This is a genomic window from Marinifilum sp. D714 (assembly GCF_030851345.1).
Lineage (GTDB): Bacteria > Bacteroidota > Bacteroidia > Bacteroidales > Marinifilaceae > Marinifilum.
Genome location: NZ_JALPNU010000016.1, coordinates 72850 through 92427, shown reverse-complemented (window position 1 = coordinate 92427; position 19578 = coordinate 72850). Strand labels below are relative to the sequence as shown.

15 protein-coding genes are annotated in these 19578 nt (G+C 36.0%); 7 read left to right on the top strand and 8 right to left on the bottom strand.

What is annotated here, in order from left to right; translation table 11 throughout:
• Positions 1–116 precede the first annotated feature (116 nt).
• From M0051_RS14275 to M0051_RS14255, 5 genes are all read right to left on the bottom strand, one after another.
• Positions 117–1061, bottom strand: coding sequence for a TRM11 family methyltransferase (locus M0051_RS14275; protein WP_306742182.1), 945 nt, complete (start codon positions 1059–1061; stop codon positions 117–119).
• A gap of 130 nt (positions 1062–1191) precedes the next feature.
• The gene (locus M0051_RS14270; RefSeq protein ID WP_306742181.1) at positions 1192–1935 is read right to left on the bottom strand and encodes a shikimate dehydrogenase; all 744 of its coding nucleotides are present in this window, start codon (positions 1933–1935) and stop codon (positions 1192–1194) included.
• A gap of 30 nt (positions 1936–1965) precedes the next feature.
• The gene (locus tag M0051_RS14265) at positions 1966–2901 is read right to left on the bottom strand and encodes a DUF368 domain-containing protein (protein WP_306742180.1); all 936 of its coding nucleotides are present in this window, start codon (positions 2899–2901) and stop codon (positions 1966–1968) included.
• A gap of 36 nt (positions 2902–2937) precedes the next feature.
• The gene (locus tag M0051_RS14260; protein WP_306742179.1) at positions 2938–4344 is read right to left on the bottom strand and encodes a tetratricopeptide repeat protein; all 1407 of its coding nucleotides are present in this window, start codon (positions 4342–4344) and stop codon (positions 2938–2940) included.
• A gap of 184 nt (positions 4345–4528) precedes the next feature.
• Positions 4529–6085 carry a DUF4301 family protein gene (locus M0051_RS14255; RefSeq protein WP_306742178.1) on the bottom strand — a complete coding sequence of 519 codons (1557 nt, stop codon included), beginning with the start codon at positions 6083–6085 and terminating at the stop codon, positions 4529–4531.
• A gap of 233 nt (positions 6086–6318) precedes the next feature.
• Between M0051_RS14255 and M0051_RS14250 the strand changes: the two genes are divergently transcribed.
• Positions 6319–7269, top strand: a complete 951-nt coding sequence (locus M0051_RS14250) for a TIGR01212 family radical SAM protein (protein WP_306742177.1) — start codon at positions 6319–6321, stop codon at positions 7267–7269.
• A 2-nt stretch (positions 7270–7271) separates the two neighbouring features.
• On the opposite strand, the gene M0051_RS14245 is transcribed toward M0051_RS14250, so the two are convergent.
• Positions 7272–7997, bottom strand: coding sequence for a tetratricopeptide repeat protein (locus M0051_RS14245; protein WP_306742176.1), 726 nt, complete (start codon positions 7995–7997; stop codon positions 7272–7274).
• 112 nt (positions 7998–8109) lie between these two features.
• Positions 8110–9945 (bottom strand): YgiQ family radical SAM protein, encoded by a 1836-nt coding sequence (locus M0051_RS14240; RefSeq protein ID WP_306742175.1) that lies wholly within the window; start codon positions 9943–9945, stop codon positions 8110–8112.
• 125 nt (positions 9946–10070) lie between these two features.
• Here M0051_RS14240 and hisJ point away from each other — a divergent pair, with 125 nt between their 5' ends.
• From hisJ to M0051_RS14225, 3 genes are all read left to right on the top strand, one after another.
• A complete protein-coding gene (hisJ, locus tag M0051_RS14235; RefSeq protein WP_306742174.1) occupies positions 10071–10910 on the top strand; it encodes a histidinol-phosphatase HisJ in 840 nt (279 codons plus the stop codon).
• A 200-nt stretch (positions 10911–11110) separates the two neighbouring features.
• A complete protein-coding gene (locus M0051_RS14230; RefSeq protein ID WP_306742173.1) occupies positions 11111–12916 on the top strand; it encodes a lysophospholipid acyltransferase family protein in 1806 nt (601 codons plus the stop codon).
• Positions 12917–12970: 54 nt separating this feature from the next.
• Positions 12971–13621 carry a LysE family translocator gene (locus M0051_RS14225; protein WP_306742172.1) on the top strand — a complete coding sequence of 217 codons (651 nt, stop codon included), beginning with the start codon at positions 12971–12973 and terminating at the stop codon, positions 13619–13621.
• Between the two features lie 175 nt (positions 13622–13796).
• Here M0051_RS14225 and M0051_RS14220 read toward each other — a convergent pair whose 3' ends face one another.
• Complete coding sequence (locus M0051_RS14220; protein WP_306742171.1) at positions 13797–14825, bottom strand: DUF2027 domain-containing protein; 1029 nt, start codon at positions 14823–14825, stop codon at positions 13797–13799.
• 95 nt (positions 14826–14920) lie between these two features.
• Between M0051_RS14220 and M0051_RS14215 the strand changes: the two genes are divergently transcribed.
• The 3 genes from M0051_RS14215 (at position 14921) to M0051_RS14205 (ending at position 19561) form a co-directional block, all read left to right on the top strand.
• Positions 14921–16171: an S-adenosylmethionine:tRNA ribosyltransferase-isomerase gene (locus M0051_RS14215; protein WP_306742170.1), complete on the top strand. Its 1251-nt coding sequence runs from the start codon at positions 14921–14923 to the stop codon at positions 16169–16171.
• A gap of 188 nt (positions 16172–16359) precedes the next feature.
• On the top strand, positions 16360–18243 hold the full coding sequence (locus M0051_RS14210) for an OmpA family protein (RefSeq protein WP_306742169.1): 1884 nt from the start codon (positions 16360–16362) through the stop codon (positions 18241–18243).
• Between the two features lie 184 nt (positions 18244–18427).
• The gene (locus M0051_RS14205; RefSeq protein ID WP_306742168.1) at positions 18428–19561 is read left to right on the top strand and encodes a hypothetical protein; all 1134 of its coding nucleotides are present in this window, start codon (positions 18428–18430) and stop codon (positions 19559–19561) included.
• Positions 19562–19578 lie beyond the last annotated feature (17 nt).

Below are 19578 nucleotides of genomic sequence, written 5' to 3'. Positions count from 1 at the left end.
CTTGAATAAATCCCTGCATGTTATCGGTTAACATGGCTTCTTTTCCTTTCTTCATGCTCTTGACTTTTTGTGTCAAGCTATTTCAGGGGAAGACAAGCTCAAGTAATCAGAAATGATCAATTCTTCTCGCAAACCCAAATTCTTCTGGCGAAATTGGCTTTCTCTTTTTTGCGAACACTGCAATGATCCGTTATTGTCATGCCTGCATTGTTTACAATTTCAGAAATATCTGTGGTAGATACAATCACCAATCGGTCGGTTACTTTGGCTGACGACTCGATGATGTGAGAGATGGTGTTCTCATCAGCATAGCTAAACAAATTGTATGGCAAGTCGATAATGGCTGCATCGTACCTGTTCTCAATGTCTTTAATATCCGAGCGATACACAATTGTATCGTAGTTGAAATGAGCAAGGTTTTGGCGCGCTTGTCGGCACACTTTCCAGTTGATATCACTGCCTTCAATATGGTATCCGGCAAAACAGGCTTCGAGCATAATGGTACCAACACCACAGCAAGCATCCAGGAGTTTTGTTTCCTTGTTGGTTTTGGCAGCAAGATTCACCAATGCTTTGGCAATGTTAATATTGATTGAATTGCTGTAGGAAAAAGGTTTTTTGTTGTGTTTCTCCCAGGCAAAATCATTTTTAAGCAATATTCCGAAATACCAGGTTCCCTCGTGATAACAAATGGCATAGGTGATTTTTGGCTTGTAATATTCTGGCATGCCATTAATATTGTAGCCAACATCTCTTAGTTTGTCCAAACGATCATTGTACTTGGTTTTGTCGCCATTTAAGACCACATATTCCACCTTGAAATCATCTACCGAGATCTTTTCACTTTTGATTTTCTCGATCAGTTCCAAATAGTCCTCAGATTGAAGCTGAACATCAATCCTTTTTCGGATGAAAGCGCTGCAGGTAGGTTCGATCTTGATATCAGAAATCAATAGCTTGTTCTTTTCTTCCTGGTTGAAAAGATATTTTGATTCGAGCTTACAAAGTTCACTTTCGTGATTGTCGTAGATGTAGGTGTATATGTATTTGCTTACTTGCATTTTTGTATTTCTAGTTTGCAGGGAAGTATGATGTTTCAGGAATTATAAATAAAATGAATAACAGCTAATGAGCCATCATGTTGGCCGTTATTTATAAAGCAATTAATAATTCATCATTTATAATTAATAATTATTTTTCGTTCCAGATTTCCCAATTCTTTTCAGCTTGCAGGTGAAGCATTTTTAAACCATTGTGTGTTTTGGCTCCTTGTTCTGTACCTTTTTTCATAAACAGCGTTTCGGCAGGATTGTACACCAAATCGTAAAGAAAGTGTTCCTTGCTTAAATGTTGGTATGGAATGTTCGGGCAAGTATCATCTTTTGGAAATGTACCCAGGGGAGAACAGTTTACGATTAATTGGAAATGCTCCATGATTTCCTGTGTTAATTCCTCGTAGGTGAATTGGTTTTCTTTGGCTGATCGACTCACGAATCGGTATTCTATGTCCAAATCTTCCAGGCCACCAGCTACGGCTTTCGATGCTCCACCTGTTCCAAGAATTAATGCTTTTGGTCGCTTTTCACCAATAAATTCCTTTAGTGATTCCTGAAATCCATATATATCTGTATTGAATCCTTTTAGTTTGGTTTCATCACCATTTTTAATAATCTGAACCGAGTTTACAGCACCTAATTTAGCTGCCAAAGGATCGATTTCATCTAGGAATTGAATAACCTCTTCTTTGTATGGAATGGTTACACAAAAGCCCTTAAGGCGATTGTTTTCATCCAAAGTTTTAGGCAAATCATGAATGGAAGGAAGCTCAAAGTTCAAAAATTGAGCTTCGATGTTTAACTCATTAAATTTCTCATCAAAATACTTTTTCGAGAAGGAGTGTCCCAAAGGGTATCCAAGAATGCCGTAGGTGTTCATGGTGGTTAATTCAATTTAATAGTTGATGTTTTATTTTGATTCTTCCGGAGAATATTTTTCCATAAACCAAATTAATAAGAATCCAGCTAGAGCCAAAATTAAAGCAAAGTACAGTTGGGAATCTTGTGCTTGCAAAGATTCAAAAGTTCCTGGTAAAATGTTTTTTTGAAGTACAGGAATTACTTCACCATGTCGGTCAATTCTTGTTGTAATGGTTTCCTTCCAAGGCCATACCTTGTTTAATGATCCAATCATGAATCCTGAAAGCAAGCCAATGGTCATGTTGTGATATTTTTTAAGCAACCAGCTTAATAGATGAGAGAAGCTTAGGATACCCACTCCTGCACCTGCGGCCACCGTAGCAATCACATCAACTTTAAAGCTACTCAATGCGCTTAGGATATGATTGTATGATCCCAATAAAACCAGAATGAATGCACCTGAGATTCCTGGAAGAATCATGGCACAAATTGCCAAAGCACCAGATAGAAATAAAAACCAGTAGCTGGTTGGAGCCTCAGCTGGTGTTAATTCTACAACCATATAAGCTATAACAGTACCGATAATCATGGCAATTATGGTTCTGGCTTTCCATTCTGTAATTTTTCGGGCAACCACTATTGCCGAAGCTACAATTAAACCAAAAAAGAAAGACCAAATCAAAATGGGTTGAGTTTCTAATAAGTGCTTTACAAGTTTAGCCAATGTGTAAAAACTGAATCCAATTCCTGATAGTAAAGCCAAAAGAAAATTTCCATTAACGGCTTTCCAGAAATCTTTCAACTTAAACTGTAAAAGAAGCTTAATAGAGCTTAAGTTTACCGATTTTATGGTGTTGATCAATTCTTCGTAAATTCCCGTAATAAAAGCGATGGTTCCACCCGAAACTCCAGGTACAACATCTGCAGCTCCCATACCCATTCCTTTTAGGGCAATCAGAACATAATCTTTAATTTTTCTAGGCATAATTGTTTTGTGCGTGAAATGAAGTAGCAAAATATTTTATGCGGAGTAAGCCGCTATAATCTTCTTGAATTGTGAGTTTTCTTCCAATTCAGGAAACTGAAGGAAGATCTCTTTTAGGTTTTCGGCATCAATATCCGTTGATTTCTTAATGTAATGCTCTGTTGCATTTAAATCTCCCGAAAGCATGTAATAGGCAGCCAAATTGTTAAAAAGTTCTGGCGATTCCGGATTGTATCCACAACTCTCTAAAAGAACATCAATGGCAGTTTCAAGCTTTTCATTTTGATGATAGAATTCTGCTAAGGTTATTGAGAAAGTTGGATCGTAAGGATCTAAATCAATTGCTTCGCGAAAGGCGCGAACAGCTTTTTGTGGAGTTTCTGATCTTGAATAGGCGGATGCCAAAGCGAACCAATAATCAGGATTGTCACCATCCAGTTTATTGGCTTTCTCTAGATAAACCAAGCTCTCATCAATCTTATCCTGATACATCAAAATCAATCCCATTCCAAACCATGGGTCAGGAAGCTCTTCGTTTGTTTTTATGGCAGTCTCGTAATAGTTCAGTGCTTGATCGTACTCATTCAATTTTTCGAAACATTCCCCAATATATGAATAGGTTGAAGCATGATCATCTTCAAATTCCAAATATTCAATATAGTGCTTGATTGCCTCCTCAAATTTTCCAGAATTCGCAAGAGCGTTAGCTAAATTAAAGTAGGCCTTACTGTGCTGTGGGTTTACCGCCAGAGCAAACTCGTATGCTTCAATTGCATTTGGAAACTTCGATTGGCGATTGTAAACAATCCCGATGTTGTACCAGGCATTGTCTGAGAAAGGATTGATGTCCAAAAATTTGCTATAGGTTTTAATACTTTTCTCATCCAGGCCAAGTTTTTCGTAGCAATATCCCAATTCAAAAAGAACTTCAGAATCATCTTCATTAAGTCTTAATGCTTCTTCAAGGTAACCAACAGCCAAATCGAATTGATTTAGTTGTTCGAAAGCCATTGCAATTCGGAAAAGAAGATCTTCCCGGTTTTCGTGATCTTTCTTTAAAGCTTCATCGAATTGTTTTTTGGCACTTTTGTGTTTGCCCATCAGGTTGTAGATATTGCCTTTTAATAGCCAAATCTCCTTATTGGATGCTTCTATTCCCTGAACTTTATTTAGGATTGCCAATGCTTCGAGATGTTGCCCACGATTGATTAATACCTGGGCTTTTTTAATTTGAATTGATATGGCAGAAGGATGCTGCTTACTAGCAATATTGGTAACTTTAACCGCATCGCTAAATTTATTTTTTTCGATATAATGATCTATGATGTTTTCAAATTCGTGAACATCAAAGTAATAAAGCTTATTCGCTTTAATCATTTCCTCATATCTACTTACAATTGTAAGTACATCACCATCAAGATAGTTTTCCGTATTATCTATCATTTATCAAATTAAAATGATTACTGCACTGCAAAAGTAGGATTAATTTTAAAAATACCAAGTTGTAAGATATTAACAAAGTAGGTGTTTTTATCACTGAAAAGTTGGTATTAGCCTAAAGATAAAAGGTCCTGCATTGCAAGACCTTTGTTGATTATACCAAATAATTCTTGTGGTATAAATGGTATTATAAGTTTCGGTGTTCTATTCGTAATAAATCGAAAATGGTTTTTACCGGGTTAAAGGTAATGATAGGAACCTCAACAAATATGGTGTTCCAGTCAGACATTGCACCATTCCACAGACCTGGTAGCTCCATAGCTTTCAAATCTCGTCCATTGTTAGATTTTTCTGAAATAAAACCAGTTTGAGGATCGATGAATTTGTGCAAATCAAACTTGTCTCCTTTGTAATTCTTGGTTCCGCAAATCAAATCAACCGGGTTGAAGTGAGTTGCTCTTGCAAAAATGTTTTTCTGTCGAACATCTGACTTATCAATTTGAGAACCTTCAATAATCTGCAAAGAAACTGAACCATCTGCGTTTCTGGCCCAGAAAGGACCTCCGCCAGGTTCACCTTCATTTTTCACCATTCCACAAACACGGATTGGTCGGTTAAATTTATCGAACAAGTATTTTTTAACCTTGTCCGGATTATCCTTTTTCAATTTGGCTGGAGGTGTAGTACAAAGTTTTTCTTCCAGAAAAGTCATCATTTCTTGAAGTTTATCTTCAGAGATCTCCTTGTCTTCTTCCAATAAATTTAAATAATCGAAAATGATGGATTGCATTTCCAATAATAGACCTGCTAAAACCTTTTTAAACTTGAAGGTTGTTTCCTTTAATCTGTCAGGAACAACATTGTCGATATTTTTAACGAAAATAATATCAGCCTTAAGCTCGTTAAGATTTTCAATTAATGCGCCATGCCCGCCTGGACGGAACAGAATTGACCCATCTTCGTTTCGGAAGGGTTCATCGTTAATGTCAACTGCGATTGTATCTGTAGAAGATTTTTGTACCGAGTACGATACATTTAAATTACCTTGGTATTTTTCTTCAAATGTATCTTTGGTTTTGTTAAAACGTTCCTGGAACAATTCTTTGTGATCTTCGGATACCGTTAAGTGAATGTTGGCATTGCCGGCTTCATCTTTGGCATAGTTTAGTGCTTCAACCAAATGTTCTTCGAAGGCTGTTCTTGAATAATGCTTGTATCTGTGGAATTTTAATAATCCTTTTGGCAAATTGCCGTAGTTAAGACCTTTGCTGTTAAGAAGCATCGATAAAATTTCCTTGAATTTATTTTTATCGGCCATTTTATCCAGATCCAAACCTTCTTCAATCATTACATTTTTAAGATCGCCGTAAAAAGCAAAATCCTCCAAACGATCAAAGAAATTGAACATGGTTTCAGGTCCTTTATTGCATAGAAACTTCAGGTATTCATCTTCAGTATCCTGATAGGTATTTAGAAAATCATAAAGGATTTTAAACATTCTTGATGCTGCACCAGATGCAGGAACAAACTTTAAAAGTTCTAGATTTTTAGAATGTGTGTTATACACTTCCTCGTAAATCTCAAGTTCTTCATCTTGAATTTTGGTAATACCGTCTTCAATAGTAGCCGGTTTTTTCAGTTTCATCTTAGGAAAACCATTTTTGAAATTGTGAATCTGTTCTTCGATTTTTTCAACAGAAATCCCTTTAGATTGAAATTGAGATAGATCTTGTTCTGAAAACATGCTTAAAGTTTTTATTAAAGTGTCTGAGGCAAGATAAAGAATACTTTCATAAAAAGAAAAGGCCTATGGCTTTAATAATGAAAAAAATTATGCAATACAGTAAAAATGTTCTGCTCGTAAAAGAATCGAAATAAATCAGTGTATTTTCATAGATGATTCTAATTTGGAGGGAGCAAAAATAGAAATGCTTGGTTTTGATTTAAATTTCTATTTTTGCAAAAAATAATAGATAAATGACTGACATTACTTACCCATGGGGACATGAAGGACGATACAATGATTTTTCTTCTTATTTTAAAACTCGATTTGCAGAAAGAATTCAAAAGGTATCAATAGATGCTGGCTTTACCTGTCCTAATCGTGATGGGAATAAGGGTGTTGGTGGTTGTACATATTGTAATAACAATAGTTTTAACCCAGACTATTGCAGTCCACGTAAAACAATTACAGAACAGATTGAAGAAGGAATTGCTTTTTTTAAAGCCAAATACAAAACACAGAGATACCTGGCCTATTTTCAAGCTTACTCGAATACATATGGTCATATTGATAAGATAAAAGAACTGTATGAAGAGGCTTTGGCTCACGAGAAGGTAGTAGGCTTGGTTATTGGAACAAGACCCGATTGTGTAGGTGATGAGGTATTGGATTACTTGGAAGAGCTGGCAAAGCACAATTACATTGCAATAGAGTACGGGGTTGAATCGGCTAATGATGAAGCCTTGTTGGCTATTAATCGTGGGCATACTTACGATGAGGCAGAAAAAACCATTCAAAGAACCGCCAATCGTGATATTCACATAGGTGTACATTTGGTGAATGGTTTGCCAAATGATAGCAAGGAAGATATGCTGAATCACGCAATCGGATTATCTAAATTGCCTATTGAAACATTAAAATTACACCAGCTTCAAATTCTAAGAAATACTCAAATGGCTAAGGAATATGAGCAAGATCCAGAACGATTTTATTTGTTCGAGTATGAGGAGTATGTTGATTTTATAGTTGATGTAATTGAGAGAGTGAACCCTGAAGTAATGTTGGAAAGATTCATTAATCAAGCACCTCCTGGATGGTTGATTGCACCAAAATGGGGAGGTGTTAAAAATTATCAGTTCGTAAACAAACTAAATAATCTTTTAAAAGAGAGAAACACCTGGCAGGGTAGGTTGTTCCAGATATAGGTTTATTTAATCTGCTTCAGAATATCAGCCCCTTTTTTATATCCCATTGTAACTGATGTTTGAATGTCTTTTATGGCGCCATTTTTGTCGCCATTCTTTAGTTTGGCAATTCCACGTGCATAATAGGCTCTGTCGAGTTTCTTATCTATTTTAATGGCTTTGTTGTAATGTTTGATGGCTTCATTAAAATCGCCTGTGCAATCAAGCGAAACTGCTTTGTTATAGTACACGCCGGATGAATTTAAGCCAATCTTTATGGAACGGTTATAATCTTCAATGGCTCCTTTGTAATCTTCGACGTAATATTTGCATATTCCACGATAGTGATAGGCTTTAATGTTTCTGGGATTGATATTTAATACATGAGAATAATCTTTAATAGCCTGTTTGTAATTTTTCTGATTCTCATAAAGAATAGCACGATTTAAATAGGCTTCTTCCTCAAATTTCTGTTTGCCAATTACAGCATTTAAATCTTTAATGGCAACCCGGTTGTTGTTAAGGTAAGAATATGCAATGGCACGGTTAAAATATGCAGGCAAGTAGTTTTTATCTTCTTTTAAAATCGTTGTAAAATACTTGACGGCTTCCTCAAACTTTTTATCTGCCAGCAATTCAATTCCTTTCTCATTTTGTCTGTCTTGTTTTGATTTTTCGCAATTGGTAAACAAAAAGATGAATCCTAATAACAACAAATATTTAAAAGTCGTTTGGTAAAATGCTTTCATAAATTAAGCTTAGAGTTTGAACACCTAATGTACAATTATATAGACTAATAATAAAATATTACCTATTTAATGTCAACCAAATTATTATTAATAGTGTTTATTGTTTGTTAAACTATCTAAATAGCTTGGTGAGTAAATCCTTTTTACCCATTTTAATTAACTCTTGTTTAATTGCATCACGATATTCTTTTTTGTACCAGAATAAGAATTTTCTTTGCGACAACTTCTCTTTTTTGGTCTTGGCAGTGAAAACCTTTTTCAAAGTATAAGGATGATAGCCAGAATAATATATTACCGTTGCAACAGTCATAGGTGTAGGTGTGAAATCCTGAACCTGTTCCAGTTTAAAATCCAACTCTTTTGTTTTTATTGCCAAATCGGCCATGTCGGTTCCATGACTTCCGGGATGACTGGAAATAAAATAGGGAATAAGCTGTTGGTTCATGCCTTCCTTCTTGTTTATTTCGTCAAACAGAGCTTTTAACTTGTAAAACAATTTGAATGAGGGTTTTCTCATGATTTCCAAAACTTCATCGGAAGTATGCTCTGGTGCTACCTTAAGTCGACCCGAAACATGATTTTTAATCAATTCTACCGCATAATCCTTATTTGATTTGTTGATGTTTTCATCTTTTGATTTGTGCATCATTAAATCGTATCGAACACCACTACCGATGAATGATTTCTTAACTCCTGGAATTTTATCCACCTTTTTGTAGATATCCAGCATTGGCTGATGGTTTGTGTTTAAGTTAGGACAAACATCAGGGTGAATGCACGAAGGGCGACGGCAAGTTTTACAGATTGATTCAAAAATCCCTTTCATCTGGTACATATTTGCAGATGGACCTCCTAAGTCAGATAGGTAGCCTTTAAAATCAGGCATTTTTGTAATGTATTCAACTTCCTTTAAAATTGATTTTTCTGATCGATTGGCAATAAATTTACCTTGATGAGCAGAAATGGTGCAGAACGAGCAACCACCAAAACATCCTCGATGCATATTTACCGAAAATTTGATCATTTCAAAAGAAGGGATGTGCTTGTCTTTGTAACGTGGATGCGGGAGTCTGGTATAAGGCAAATCGTAAACCTCATCCATTTCTTTTTCATTCATTACGGGATATGGTGGATTTACAACGATTTGCTGATCGCCATAGTTTTGAGTTAGTTTCTTTGCCATCATGGCATTCGATTCCATCTCAATATATCTAAAGTTGCTTGCAAATTTCTTTTTCTCAGCTAAACAGTCCTCGTGTGAAAAAAGCTCCTGACTTTGCCATTGCTTTTTTGTGGCATATTTTTCATCCTGATTTACAATGAATGAAGTTTGAGGAATGTTTGTAAGAGAATAAAAAGGCACACCACGTTTCATTAAGCGAATAATTTCCTTTAACGGTTTTTCTCCCATTCCATACACCAGCAAATCTGCACCGCTATCCATTAGGATACTTGGTTTCAATTGGTCTTCCCAATAATCGTAATGAGTTAACCTTCTCAGTGAAGCCTCAATTCCACCTATTAATATTGGAGTTTCAGGAAATAACTTTTTTAAGATTTGTGTATAAACAACTGTAGGTTTGTCTGGGCGGAATCCGTGCTTTCCTCCTGGAGTATATGCATCATCATGGCGTAGTCTTCGGTTTGCGGTGTAATGATTCACCATTGAATCCATATTACCAGCAGTTACTCCAAAAAACAGTTTTGGTTGCCCTAGCTTTTTAAAATCCCTTAAATCATCGCGCCAGTTGGGTTGAGGAACAATTGCAACCTTTAAGCCTTCGTGTTCAATAATTCGTCCAATTACCGAAGCACCAAATGATGGATGATCTACATATGCGTCTCCGCTAAAAAGAATTACATCTAATTCCTCCCATCCTCTCTCTTCAACCTCCTTGGCCGATGTAGGTAGCCATTGATTATATCTAGTTGTTTCTTTATTCTCCATAAGTCTTGAAATTACTGCAAAGATAGGATTATTTAAAAACATTTTAAAGAAGCATGCTCTTATTCCTGGACTCATCTTGAAAGTTCTACATATTGCTTTATATTTGCACAACATAAAAAGAGCCAATGAAATATTTTTCATATCATACACATTCATCCTATTGCGATGGTAAAGGAGATCCGGAAGAGTACATAAAAGAAGCAATCAACCTAGGAATGGGAGCAATTGGTTTTTCTTCTCATGCCCCTTTAAATGAAAATATTCCCTGGGCAATGAAATCTTCGAGTGTAAAGTCCTATTTAAATGAGATCAATCGTTTAAAGGAGGAATATAAGGATGAAATAGAAGTGTACTTGTCGCTGGAATTGGATTATATTCCAGGAATAACAAAACCCTTTAAAACATGGAAAGATGCTGCTGGATTGGATTATACCATTGGGTCGGTGCATTTGGTAAAAGGAGATTCAAATGACAACTTTTGGTTTTTAGATGGTCCGGACACCAACTATTCAGAAGGAATAAAGAAGCTGTTTCAAGGAGATGTTGAGCAAGCTGTAACCGCTTATTTTAATCAAGTAATAGAAATGATCGAAACCCAAAAGCCTGATGTGATTGGTCATATAGACAAGGTGAAGATGAATAATAAGGGACGATTTTTCGAGGAAACAGAGGAGTGGTATCTCAACTTGCTGAATAAAACATTGAATGCACTTGAGAAATCAGACTGTATTGTGGAAGTGAACACCCGTGGCATTTACAAAAAGAAATCGGATAAACTTTTTCCTGATGATAATTTTTTGATGGAATGTTGTAAAAGAAATATTCCTGTAACAATTGGTACCGATGCACATCAACCATCTGAATTATTAAGCCAATTTGACGAAACTGTAAAAAAACTGAAACAGATAGGTTTTAAGCAAGTTAGTGTTTTTCATAAGGGAATTTGGATTAAAGAAAGTATTTAAATAATTAAAAAGAGCGGTGAATCGATTGAATATTCACTCTTATATAAGAATTAATGCTATTTTTGCTTAGTTGAAAAAGTGTTCGTTTGAAATGAATGCTCTCGACTGGACAACCCAAATAAAAACTAAGAAAGAAAGTAAATCTTATTATTTGAGTGAGATTTTTCCTTTTAAAAGGGCTTTCAGGAAAATATTAATATATGAAATTAGTTGATCCGAAAGATTTGCTAAAAGCCAGCCAAAGTTTAAGTTGGTTTGGCGGTGAAAGCTTTGCCAAATTTTTAATGTATATTTTAAAATTAAACAAACTTAACAAGCTATACTCTGATAACTGCTGTAAAGACGGAATTGAGTTTATAGATGCTTTGATTGAAGAGCTAGGAATTAAGTTTGAATTTGATGAAGAAGAATTAAAGCGAATTCCTGCCGAAGGTGCTTTTATTACCATCTCTAATCATCCTTTTGGGGGAATTGATGGCATTATATTGATAAAACTGTTGAGTCTTGTGCGACCTGATTTTAAGGCTATGGCAAACTTTTTATTGAAAAAAGTAGAGCCAATTCAGGATTATTTTCTGGGAGTAAATCCTTTTGAAGATAGAAAAGGAGCAGCATCAAGTACGGGAGGCCTAAAAGAAGCATTGAGACATTTAAGCGATGGAAAGCCATTGGGGATTTTTCCGGCAGGAGAAGTTTCAACCTATCAATCAGCAACACATAATATTTCGGATAAGCAATGGATGCCTTCTATTCTTAAATTTATTAAGAAGGCCGATGTTCCGGTAGTGCCGATTTACTTTCAGGGAAATAACAGTTTGATTTTTCATTTGTTGGGTATGATTCATCCAAGTTTACGAACCGTTAAGCTTCCTTCTGAATTACTAAATAAAAAGAATAAGGTTGTACGTATTAGGATTGGTAATCCAATTTCTCCAAAAGATCAGAAAGGTTTTACAGATATCAATCAATATGGACGATTTCTGCGTGCAAAAACCTACATGTTGGGAACCCCAATTGAGGTGAAGAAATTCTATCGCTTTAAGCGCAAAGCTAAAGTAGTTAAGGCGGAAGATGTAATTCCTCCTGTTGATGAGAATGTGATCCGAAATGAGGTAGATAGCTTGAAAGAAGAATTTTTACTGTTTAAAAGTAGATCTTATTGCGTGTATTGTGCGCCTTCAGCAAAATTGCCTAATATACTAAATGAAATAGGCCGTTTGCGCGAAATTACTTTCCGTGAAGTAGGAGAGGGGACAAATCAAAGTATAGATATTGATGAGTTTGATTTGTATTATCACCAACTTTTCATTTGGGATGAAGAAAACCACAAGATTGTAGGAGCTTATCGCGTTGGGAAAGGACATGAAATCTTATCGGGTTATGGATTAAAGGGCTTCTACCTGCAAAGTCTGTTCCGAATGAGCAAGAAATTTCAGCCTATTTTAAGTCAGTCTTTGGAGCTTGGACGTTCGTTTATTGTGAAGGAATACCAAAGAAAACCAATGCCTCTGTTCTTGCTTTGGAAAGGGATATTGTACTTTTTACTTAAAAATCCGGAATCTCGTTATTTGATTGGTCCGGTTAGTATTAGCAATAAATACTCGAATTTGTCGAAGGATTTGATCATTAAATTCATAATGGCCAATTATTTCAATTATGAAATGGGGCAGCATATCAAATCGAGAAAGCAGTTTAAGGTTAAGATTAAGGATTTGGATGTTGATATTTTATTGGAAACGGCCAAGAATGATATCAATAAATTGGATAAGTTAATTGGTGATTTTGAAATTACCAATGATAAGTTGCCTGTGTTGTTGAAGAAGTATATTTCACTGAATGCTAAAATTGTAGGATTTAATATTGATCCAAATTTTAATGATTGTTTGGATGGATTGCTTGTGTTGGATTTGTTTGATGTTCCAATGAAAGTGATTGAATCGTTATCGAAGGAAATAAACGATGATACAATTCTTCAAAGATTTTCTTCGGATGATATGGAATTTTAAGAGATTTATTCCGAACTTTGCGACTCAATTTTGTTAACTGAAAAAGACGATTAGTTGGACTTTCAATATATATTTAAAGGGATTGTTGTGGGCTTAATGGCTTCAATACCATTGGGACCTATCGGTGTTCTGATCATTCAAAAAACACTGCAAAAGGGAAGGCTGGCTGGTTTTATTTCAGGGTCGGGAGCAGCTGTTGCTGATACTTTATTTGCTTCCATTGCAGTTTTGGGTTTAGGATTTGTGATCAATTTTATTCAAGCTCAGGAATTTTACTTCCGATTAATTGGTTCCAATTTTTTGGTTTTAGTTGGATTAAGAATTTTTCTTACCAATACCGTAAAGCAGTTTAAAAAATCGCAAGCGCCAGGTAAAAGAGGAATGTTTGGTGATTTTTTGGCCATCTTTTTTTTAACGCTCTCTAATCCTATTGCGGTTTTGTTTTTTGGGGCTATGTTTGCTGGAGCTTCCGTGTTTGGGAATTCCCATTCAGTAATGACTGGTCTTTATTTGTTGCTTGGAGTTTTGTTGGGTGGGGCACTGTGGTGGTATGCACTATCAACCATAGTGGACCTGTTTAGAAAAAAGTTTAGACTAAAGCAGATGTTTTGGATCAATAAAATATCAGGATTGATCATTGCCATTTTAGGCTTTCTGGTTTTTCTTTCCTGCTTTGAGCCAATCAAATCGTTCTTAAATTCTTAATCAGATCTTGAATAAGTCTGACTTTTAGTGGCATGAGCTACATAAAAACTATTCCACTATATCAAACTTTTTGACTTTCCGACTGTGTGACTTTGGGACTGTTGACCTTTTCGTAAAAAAAATAGGAGCGCAATTCTTTGCACTCCTTCATTCATCATTTATTTATAATTCGAAATTATCGTATCGTTACCATTGTAGCTCCCCAACCATATTCTTTAAACGAAGCATCTTGCTGGTAATGTTTTTTGTATTTGCGTTTTAATTCGTCGTGTACTTTCTTTTTTAAAGTTCCATTGCCAATTCCATGAATGAACACAATTCTTTTTCCTTTTGAATTTTGATATTGGCGCATAATTTCATGAAACTTATTCAATTGAAATTCCAGAATATCCGCATTTGAAAGGCCAGTAACAGAATCGATCAGAGAGTTGATGTGTAGGTCGACTTCAAGGATCTCCTCTTTGCCTTTTACATTGACTTGTGGGATTTTAGATTTATTTGCAGATTCTTTTTCCCGAATTACTTTTTTAAATTCTTTCTGGCTCAGTTCTTCCAGCTTGTGTTCCAGGTCTTCACCGGTAAGTTTGTGAAGAATTACATTTTGCTGAAAATATGGAGTGTCTTTGTAGCTTGTAGATTTGTAAAACTTAACCGGTTGAATCTTAATGTTGCGTTCAAGAGGTTTTTTGATATCAGCTTCCCCTGATTTGTAGAATAAAATCTGAAAGAAACAGTTTGATAGTTCATTCAAGTCTTTAAGATCGTATTCGTTCAGTAGGATTTTTGATTTTGGATCAAGGTTACCTGCCGTTTGACCTTCCATTTTGTTTCCTTTTTTATCATAGAATCCATACAGAAGAATGTGATTCGTGTCATTGATAAGGTAAAGTTCTAACGGACTTTCGGTTGGGTTGTAGCCTTCACGAGGAGCAAATGCCACATATACCTCTTCTTTCTCTACAAATAAGTTTTGCGCAGTTGGTTTAATAGTCGAACTTTCTAATGTAATATTTGTGGTTTGCTGCTGATTTGCTTGTTCGCCACCGGCTGCTTCAACTACTACAAGGTTTTTTTTCATGCTTGGAATCTCAAATTCATCTTCATCGTTCAACACCATAACCGTGTTTGCATCAATGATTTTGGTTACGATTCCTCCACCTATATCATTTAAAAAACGAACTTTATCACCTATATTGATTTGCATTTGATCTGATTTTTTTAATTCCCGACAAAGTTAGCTATTTTTGCCGATCAAAATGAATTGCTGCATGATAATGTGTGGCCTACAGATGAAGGAAGATGGAGATTAATACGGAAAACAAAATATTGGAGACACAACAGATTGAAATTGCAAATTTCACTTATGACTTACCTGATCATAGAATTGCAAAACATCCTTTGCAGAATAGAGATTTATCCAAATTATTGATTTATCGAAATGGAGAGATCAGTGAGTCTGTATTTAATCAACTTCCTAATGAAATAGAGTCGGGAACCAAAATGGTGTACAACAACACCAAGGTAATTCAGGCAAGATTAATCTTCCATAAGGAAACTGGTGCACGTGTCGAGATATTTTGTCTTGAACCGCTCAACCCGGCAGATTACAATCTGGCTTTTCAGGCTACTCAAAAATCTACTTGGAAATGTATTGTTGGGAATTCTAAAAAATGGAAATCTGGAGTGTTAAGCATGCCTTTCTTTGTAGATGATATGGAATATCAGTTACAGGCAGAGAGAGTTCAGTTATTGGATGGTGCTCAGGAAATTCAGTTCAGTTGGAATCATGATGAACTAAGTTTTAGCGAGGTGTTGGAGCAAACCGGTAAAATTCCAATTCCTCCCTATTTGAATCGCGATACAGAAGAGGGTGATTTGATTAGATACCAAACGGTTTATTCGAAATATGAAGGTTCTGTAGCGGCTCCTACGGCAGGTTTGCATTTTACCGATAAGGTTTTTGCAGAAATGGACACCAAAGGGATTGAACGTGAAGAGTTGACTTTGCATGTTGGTGCGGGTACGTTTAAGCCAGTAAAATCGGAGCAGATTGGAGATCATGAAATGCATACCGAGCACATTCAGGTAACTGCAGAAAGTTTAAGAAGCATTGCTACTGCAAAAAACGGTGTGATTGCGGTAGGTACAACCTCTGTTCGAACACTGGAGAGTTTGTATTGGATGGGAGTTAAAATCCTGGACAAGGCAGAAGATCCTAAATTGTTGAAGCAGTGGGAAGCCTATCAGTTGCCTAAAAACTATACGGTAAAAGAATCATTTCAGGCCATTTGTTCCTATATGGATGAGAATGAGATCAGCCTTTTTAATGCAGCTACGCAAATTATTATTGCCCCAGGCTACGACTTTAAAGTGATCAAGGGATTGGTTACCAATTTTCATCAGCCACAGAGTACTTTGTTATTGCTAATATCGGCATTGGTTGGTGAAGATTGGAGAAAAATTTACCAATACGCCATGGATAACGAATTTCGTTTCTTGAGCTATGGTGATAGTTCACTATTGATGAAGAGGGAGATGATAGTTGAATAGTCAAAAGGTCTTGTAGAGTCTAGAAAAGTAGAATGGTAGAAAAGTAAAATAGTAGAATGGCAGGAGATACTTTCTCCTTTGTTCTTTTTTCCTTTCTCCTTATTTATTGGTATTTGATGTTTGAAGTTTGGATTTTCTGATAAAAAAGTCCTATTTTTATTTATGTTCATCCCAAACAAAGTAAAAGTATGGCTACCAAAATTCAACTGACTTTTTTATTCGTATGTTTTACTTTTCTCTTGTCGGCTCAAAGTCGATTTTTAAGAAGAGGAGAGAAGGCATTTGTGAAAAATCATTATGCCGAGGCAATTGCAAATTTTAAGAATGTTAAAAACAAGAATCCAGAAATTAATCGGAAGATAGCAGAGTCCTATTACTTTCTGGGCGACTACCAAGAAGCGGAAAGTTATTATCAAAAGATATATGATAGTGAGAAATCTGCAGACGATTTGTTGGCCTTGTCGCACATCTACCTAAATTCAGAGAAGTATATAGATGCCATATTGTGTTGTGAAAGAGCTGCGATTAAAGGAGCCGATCAGGTTCTTATCGACAAAAGAATCAAAGCAATTCAGGAATTACACAAAAATGATGATTATTCTGGAATGATTTTACGATCAATCGATCCGCAACCCAAATCAAAAAGTATGGGTTTGAGTGTAGTAGGGAATAAAATCATATATTCTAACCTGAGCAAAAAGAATGCTCGTGGCGATAAAAGGTATCAGTTGTTTTATAGCGAGTTTGCTGATCAGAGGTATTCGGAAGTGAAGCTCTGGTCCAATCAATTGGATAATACTGTTGATTTAGGTGCAGTTGCCGTTCCTGGTGACGAGAAAACCATGTATTATACATGCTGGTATACCAGGAAAGGCAGGCAGTATATGGAAATTGTTCAGGCAGAGTTCAAAAATAACAAATGGAAGGCAAGTTTTGTTTTGCCATTTAATGGTCGTAAATATTCTTGCGCTTATCCATTCCTTACTAAAGATGGCAAGAGTTTGTATTTTTCTTCGGATATGCCTGGTGGATATGGAGGAATGGACCTCTATGTATGTCATAAGAGGGGAAAGTCCTGGGGAGTGCCCATTAATTTAGGAGAAGAAATCAATACCCAACATCATGAAATATACCCTTCTCTTTTAAAAGATGGAAAGTTGTGGTTTGCATCCGATGGACAGGTTGGTTATGGTCGATTGGATTTGTTTTATGCCTCGAAAACAAAAGAAGGGAAGTGGGGAGAGGTGAAGAATGCAGGAGTGGGTTTGAATTCCTCTCTGAATGATTTTAGCATTCAGGATAGCCCTGAAAAAGGACAGCTTTTATTTGTTTCGGATAGAAATAATAATGGAATTCGGGATCGAATTTATTCATTTGGTGCAGATCGAAAAATTCCGGTTGAACTTTTGGTGAAAGAGGAGAGCAGCAAGGAGCCAGTTTCTAATGCCAAGATTGAAGTGAAAAAGGTGTTGAGTGATCAAATCATTGTGCCGCAGCAAATTTCTGCAGACAAGTTTCAGTTTGAGGTTTCCTGTTACGAATTGGGCAAGGGCTTACTTTATGAGATAAATGCGGAAAAACAAGGCTATGAGAATGCGCATTTGAAATTTTATCCGGTAGAATCTAATCTGAGTGTTGATATATTACTTGAGAAATTAAAGAAAAATATGGTGGAAGGTTTTGTCAAAGAGTTGACTCCAATTCATTATCCAGATAAGAGAATGATTTTTCGTAAAATTCATTTTGATGCTGGGCAGGAGAGTTTGAGTTCAGAAGCAAAGGTAACTTTATCGAAAATGGCGGGTTTTTGGAAAATATATCCTGAGTTGGGTATTGTTATCAACTCTCATACAGATTCGAAAGGAGCTGCTGAGTCCAATAGGGTTTTATCAATGAAGAGAGCAAAAATGGCAAAGGAGTTTATGGTTGCAAAGGGGGTTGATTCTAGTAGAATCATCTGCAATGCATATGGAGAGCGTTTTGTAGTGAATGGATGTATTGATGGTATGGATTGTTCGGAAGAGTTGCATCGACAGAACCGAAGGTTGGAATTGTTGTTTGTAATCAAATAGTATTTCAGTTATAAAAGTAGAATAGTAAAAATGTAGAATGGCAGGAGATGCTTTCTCATTTCTCCTTTTCCTTGACTTTTATCAGTATTAATGGAAAATCTTAATTGTTAATAACTAGGAAATTATTATATTTACTACTAATATTGCGACCAGTTTATCTCTGTACCCTATTCTATCTTGCACTATGAGAAATATCTATTTTATCATCTGTTTTGTTTTATCGGTTGGGGCAATCGGCTATTTTTCCCCAGTTTTGGATTTGAATTTTAATGCATCTTCTTCAGGCAGTACTTCCTATGCAGTTGAGATTGTGAAGTATAAATATCCTGTTTACACGGATTACTTTGAAAATTTGGATGGAGTGATCGAATTGAGTAGTGAAGGTGGTGATTTTCATTATATTTCTGGAGTTACGAAGTCATTGAAAGAAGCAGAAGAGTTAAGCGAGAAGATCAAAGAGATTGGATATAAAGAGGCCAGAGTTGTTGATTTGCTGGAAGAATTTTCGAAAGAAGAGCTGGAGGGAGTAATTGATTTGGAACCTCAAAAAAAGGATGTTCAAAAAAAGAAAGCCGCTGAACTGGCAATATCAAAATTGACCAATGTAGAAAGTGCATATTTCTATACCATTAAATTAAAAGAATCAAAAGAGATTTTAACAGCCGATCAATTTGCAGGCCTTAAACCTAAGGTTCACAAGCAGGAGGGGGTGTATTACTATTTGTTGGGAAAGTTTGAAGATGTTGGTAATGCTGAAGAATACCTTAATGACAAGATCAAAAGCAAGTACGCAAATGCAGAATTGCTTGTAATGAACCGGGGACAACTGGTGAATGCCTCAAAGTCTAAAAAAGTAAAAACAGCGAATGCGGGATCTTATAATATGGGACGTAAAATGCGTGGACAGGAGTATGCTGACTATTACTACGAGTTGTCTGCTTTGAAGATTTCCAAATCACCAATTTATTATATCGAACTTGGACCATATGCCGATAAAGAGAAAGCAGATGAAGCAGTTCAAAAACTTCATGATTTAGGCTTTGCCAAAGCTGGTATTAAGGATCCAAGTAAAGACAAGAGAATTGTGCATCAGCCTGATGCTGCAGCGGATGCTCATTATACCATTCAAATTTTTGCTGGAAAAAATAAAGTAAAAAGTTCTCGCTTTAACTTAAGTGATGTGAGTCAATCCTATGACCAGCATGATGAGTTGTATCGCTACTTTGTTGGTGATTACGACAACTACTGGGTTTGCCGCCGCGAATTGCGCGAAGTACGCAAGAAAGGCTTTAGGGATGCTTTTATCGTTAAATTGTAAACAAGCAAGTATAAAGT